At 70.6% G+C, this 3042-nt stretch carries 5 protein-coding genes; 2 read left to right on the top strand and 3 right to left on the bottom strand.

All coding sequences use genetic code 11. From position 1 onward, the window contains the following. Positions 1 to 521 (top strand): zinc-binding dehydrogenase (locus JHN45_RS51460; RefSeq protein WP_201056392.1); only part of this gene is annotated, 521 nt, incomplete at its 5' end. Positions 522 to 537: 16 nt separating this feature from the next. Here JHN45_RS51460 and JHN45_RS51455 read toward each other — a convergent pair. Then, positions 538 to 1230 (bottom strand): hypothetical protein, encoded by a 693-nt coding sequence (locus JHN45_RS51455; protein WP_201056390.1) that lies wholly within the window; start codon positions 1228 to 1230, stop codon positions 538 to 540. A gap of 146 nt (positions 1231 to 1376) precedes the next feature. Between JHN45_RS51455 and JHN45_RS51450 the strand changes: the two genes are divergently transcribed. Continuing rightward, positions 1377 to 1835, top strand: coding sequence for a MarR family winged helix-turn-helix transcriptional regulator (locus tag JHN45_RS51450; protein WP_200717455.1), 459 nt, complete (start codon positions 1377 to 1379; stop codon positions 1833 to 1835). Between the two features lie 12 nt (positions 1836 to 1847). On the opposite strand, the gene JHN45_RS51445 is transcribed toward JHN45_RS51450, so the two are convergent. Beyond that, the gene (locus JHN45_RS51445; RefSeq protein ID WP_200717456.1) at positions 1848 to 2516 is read right to left on the bottom strand and encodes a hypothetical protein; all 669 of its coding nucleotides are present in this window, start codon (positions 2514 to 2516) and stop codon (positions 1848 to 1850) included. Positions 2517 to 2518: 2 nt separating this feature from the next. Further along, a partial coding sequence (locus JHN45_RS51440) for a sigma-70 family RNA polymerase sigma factor (protein ID WP_236585048.1) occupies positions 2519 to 3042 on the bottom strand: 524 nt, incomplete at its 5' end.

The following is a 3042-nucleotide window of genomic DNA, read 5'->3' as shown; positions in this document are numbered from 1 at the left end:
GCACGGTGGTGGGGCAGTTGGCGCGGGCGGCGGGGGCCGGTGCGGTGTACGGGGTCGTATCGAGCGCGGCGAAGGCGGAGTTCGCGGGGCGGTACGGCTACGACGACGTATTCGTGGGCGAGTTCGAGGCTCCCGTACGGGCGGCGACGTCGGGCCGCGGGGTCGACCTGGCCCTGGACCCGGTCGGCGGCGACACCCTCCGCGCCGCCCTGGCCTCCCTCACGACCTACGGCCGCCTGGTCTCCTTCGGCAACGCGAGCTCGGCGCCACCGTGGCAGGTGGGCCAGCCCGACCTGTACCCCGGCGCCCTCTCCGTCTCCGGCTTCTCGATCCTCACCCTGGCCCAGACCGACCCCGCGGCCCTACGCGCCCTGACCGAGCGGGCGTTCGCGACGGTGGCCGACGGCACGGTGTCGTTGCCGGTGACGGCGGAGTTCGGATTGGAGGAGGCGGCGGAGGCACATCGGGTGATGGGGACGCGGACCAGCACCGGGAAGCTGCTGCTGCGGGTCACGGGCTAGTAGTGCTTCGTCAGGTCTAGGTGTCGTCGCTGCTGCTGGTGGTGGTGACCTGGTCGACTTCGGGGAGCCGCCTGTCGTTCGCCGAGGTGGGGGCCATCCGGGTGACCGCGGTGGGCATCGCTCCGACGGTGAACACGCGGACCAGGTCGTCGACGGCGACGGTGACGAAGGAGGCTTCGAACGGCACTTGGTCGGGCAGCGGGATGACGTGGGCTCCCGCGCCGTGATCACCGTCGAAGACCCGCAGCGAGGTGCTCCTGGGCTCGGGCGGCACGAACGAGGTGAGCCACAGGGCGTCGACGGTGACGTGCGCGGGTTCACCGAGCGTCAGCCGCACGGACCGGCGGCCGACGTCGTAGGTGATCTCGGCACCACCGTCCGGGCCTTGTCGCCCGTCGACGGTGAGGGCCTCGACCTGGGCGGCGATGACACCGGCGATACCGGCGAGTCCCTGGACGAAGGTCACCCGCGGGTTGCGCCTCGCGACCTCCGCGCGCAGGTACTCCTTGGTGTCGGCAGGGACCATCCCGCCGAAGACCAGTACGTCGAGGCCTGTGACGTCGTAGTCGTCGAGAACCCGGTCGAACTGGTTGGTCGCGTCGGCGGTGTAGCCCTTGGCGCGCAGGAGATCGACCGCGGCGACGAGGACGCCGGGGCTGCGGCCGACCACGAGGATGCGATCGGGTGTGTCGGTGGGCGTGGAGTTCATCGTCACATCTCCTTGATGACGGATCCGCTGCCAACCCGGCCGATGTCGGCCCGTCCAATGCCAGCCTGTCCAATGTTGGCTCATCCAATGTTGGCTCATCCAACATAGACGTTGTTGGCCGCACCCACAATCGGTAATCTGAGGGCATGCCCGCGCATCCCGTTCAGCCCGGCCGTACGCCGGATCGGCTCAAGGACCGCCCGACCTGGCTCGTCAGCCGCGCCTACGCGCGCTCCACGGCACTGCTCACCGCCGGATTCGAAGCCGGGGGCGACGGCCTGCGCAGCTACCACTACCGGCTGCTCGCCGCACTCGAACAGTGGGGGCCCGCGAGCCAGGCCGACCTCGGCCGCGACACCGGGATCGACCGGAGCGACGTCACCGCGGCACTCACCGAGCTCGAAGCGCGCGGCCTCGTCGAACGCAGGGTCGACCCCGACCACAGGCGCCGGAACATCGTGACGATCACGCCTCAGGGCGTGGACGTCCTCCTCGACCTCGACGCCGTGGTCGACCAGATCCAGGAGGACGTCCTGGCACCCCTGACAGCCGCCCAGCGACGCCAGTTCATCAGCCTCATGTCACGGCTTCTGACCGTCACCTGACGGAGAACCCGCTCAGCCGAACTTCGGCAGGTCGCTGGAACAGGTCAACCGCCCCGTGTCCGCGGGGACGATGCGCTCGACGGAACCGGGCCGACCGCCGGTGACCTTCAACTGAGCGGCCGACAGATAACCGATGAAGAACTGCTTCCCGGTGGGCACAGCAGCGGGATGGAAGTCGAAGACGACCCGGTCGTCAGCCTCCCGGTGGGCGGTGCGCACCTTCTCGACGCCGGGCCCGGAGCCATGCCGGTCAAGCGTCGCCGGATCGTCGATCCCCCTGCAGAACTCGCCCACCTTGATGAGCACCGGGAACCCCGCCTCGTCCAGCGCCCTCTCCAGCCCCGCGTGATCGTCGAAGTAGGCCTGCTTGTCCCAACTCACCCTGACGGAACCGTTCTTGAGGCTGTCGACGGCGTAGGCGGCGGTGTGGATGTGCACGGTGCCCGCGCCGGTGGCGAGTTCGTCCGACGGGGGCGCCGTGGACGGGTTGCCGTAGGTGGACACGCCCAGCGCCAGCGCGGTCACGGCCGCCGCGCCCACCACGGCGACGACGCGCCGCCTGCTCCGCCGCGCGCGTCCGGCGGCGACGACCCGCTCGACGGGAGTGTCGAGAGTGACGTCGGCGAACGAGGTCCGCAGCGCGTCGAGTACGTCGGTTACGTCCGTGTCGTGTTCGGTCATGGTCAGGCCTCCGGGGTGACGAGATGGCCGCGCAGGGTCGCGACGGCCCGTGACAGGTGGGCGGTGACGGTGCCGGGCGCGATCCCCAGGGCCTTTGCCGTCGCCTCGGTGTCGAGGTCCAGGAAGACCCGGAAGGCGATCACCTCCCGCTGCCGGCGCGGCAGTTGGCGCAGCAGGACGAGCAGCGCGGGGTCGAGGCCGGCCTCGGCGACCGCGGGTGCGGCCCGGTCGTGCCCGGCATCGTCGAGAGCCACCTCGCGCCGTCTCCGCCGCCACCACGAGACTCGCGCGTTGAACGCCGTACGCACGACCCATGCCCGGGGCGCCGGATGCCGCCCGACTTTGGGCCAGGCCACCCACGCCCGGGTGAACGCCTCGGCCACCAGATCTTCGGCGAGCTGCCGCTCCCCCACACCGGCGAGCACGGCCCTGAGGCACAGGTCCCGGCTACTGCTGTAGAACTCCGCGAACTCCAGCTCCTTCACACTCCCTATACGCGTCGGGGGTGGGATCCGCTTACTTGGGG

The organism is Streptomyces sp. MBT53, from assembly GCF_016654115.1.
In the GTDB taxonomy this organism is placed as follows: domain Bacteria; phylum Actinomycetota; class Actinomycetes; order Streptomycetales; family Streptomycetaceae; genus Streptomyces.
This window is presented reverse-complemented; position numbering and strand designations above follow the sequence as displayed.